This is a genomic window from Roseateles sp. P5_B10 (assembly GCF_056400485.1).
This window is the reverse complement of the sequence record NZ_JBFULE010001080.1, coordinates 1-1,476: the sequence shown is the minus strand read 5'-3', so window position 1 is coordinate 1,476 and position 1,476 is coordinate 1. Positions and strand designations below refer to the sequence as shown.

General features: G+C 69.8%; 2 protein-coding genes. Both read right to left on the bottom strand.

The window, feature by feature from the left end; translation table 11 throughout:
• Positions 1-109: 109 nt before the first annotated feature.
• Positions 110-1,072, bottom strand: coding sequence for an extracellular catalytic domain type 1 short-chain-length polyhydroxyalkanoate depolymerase (locus AC1DU6_RS30985; RefSeq protein ID WP_457322515.1), 963 nt, complete (start codon positions 1,070-1,072; stop codon positions 110-112).
• A 4-nt stretch (positions 1,073-1,076) separates the two neighbouring features.
• On the bottom strand, positions 1,077-1,476 hold a 400-nt coding region (locus AC1DU6_RS30980), incomplete at its 5' end, for a TolC family protein (RefSeq protein WP_477861952.1).

Genomic DNA, 1,476 nt, shown 5'->3' with positions numbered 1-1,476 from the left:
GGCTGGTGGCAAGGAGGAGGGCGGCAGTCAGGAAACGCATGGCGGCGAGGGCGGCATTGGTTGTGCGGCGCAGTATGGGTCAGAAAATTGGAAGCGATTCCAGCAGGGTCTAGCGTGAGGCCTGCTCGAAGAAGCGCCAGATCACGTCGTTGGCGTCCAGCGCCTGTGAGGCCGCCTCCTTGCCGCGGCGCACGCTTTGCGCGCCGGGCCAGGAATGGCCGCCGGTCTCGGTGACGCAGAGCTGCACGCTGACGCCGCCGCTGCAGCCGCTGTAGGTCTCGCAGGTGGCGCCGGGCTTGTCGAGCACGCGCTGGGGCGGCACCGCGCAGTGGTCGCGCTGCACCCAGCGCGAGATCGTCTCGGGCACGGAGATGAAGCTCATGACCTTGCTCTCGTCGCGGAAGGCGCCTTGGCCGGCGCCGCCGTTGAAGAGCACATGGTCATCATCCTTGGCGTGGATGTGCAGCACGGCGATGGGCTTGCTCGGCGCGCAGCTGGCGGTGGCATCGGTGCCGGCGACCGAAGCGACGGCGCGGAACACATCGGCGGCCTCGCAGGCCAGGCGGTGGCTGAGCATGCCGCCGTTGGACATGCCGGTGGCGAAGACGCGGCTGGCGTCGATGCTGTATTTTTCCTTGATCGCCATGACGGTGGCGCGGACGAAGGCGACGTCGTCCACATTGCGGTCGCGCGCGTCGCCGCAGCAGCCGCCGGCGTTCCAGGTGGCGAACTTCCCACCCGGCAGCTTGCTGTAGCCATTGGGGAAGGCGACGACGAAGCCGGCCTGGTCGGCCTTCTTCTGCAAGCCGTATTTCTCGTCGTCGGCCATGTACCCGGCATGGCCGCCGCCGCCGTGGAAGGCCAGCACCAGCGGCGCGGGGCGGCTGGCGTCATAACCCGTCGGCAGATGGACCAGCACCTTGCGGCCCTGCACCTGCAGCTCCTGCAGGCCGCCGCCCTTGTCGGCGCGGCGCTCCTCAATGCGGGCCTTGATGCGTTCTCGCAGCGTCCCTTGGGCCTGCGCCGTTGGCAGCAGCGCCAGCAGGACAAGGGCAAGCGCCAGCCCGCGCATGGGGTCAGCCTCCGCCGCCCAAGGCACGGTACAGCGCCACCAGGTTCTGCGCGCGCTGGCTTTGCACCTGCACCAGGGTCTGCTGGGCCGCGAACAGCGAGCGCTGTGCGTCCAACCGGTCCAGGGCGCTGGAGACACCGGCCGTGTAGCGCTGCTCGGCCGCGTTCAGGCGGCGAGTCTCGGCTTCCACCTGGGCAGCCAGTGCGGCGCGCTGTTCGGCCAGCGTGGCGCGGYCCGCGAGGCTGTCGGCGACCTCGCGGAAGGCGGTCTGGATGGCCTTCTCGTACTGGGCCAGCGCAATGTCCCGCGACGCACGTGCTCCGGCCAGGTTGGCGCGGTTGCGGCCGGCGTCGAAGAGGGGCTGGATCAGCTGCGGCGCAAAGCTCCAGGCCGAGTTCTTGAAC

What these genes read in the sequence shown, in the direction of transcription:
- AC1DU6_RS30985 (WP_457322515.1), bottom strand. Translation starts at nt 1,072, where the DNA reads ATGCGCGGGCTGGCGCTTGCCCTTGTCCTGCTGGCGCTGCTGCCAACG.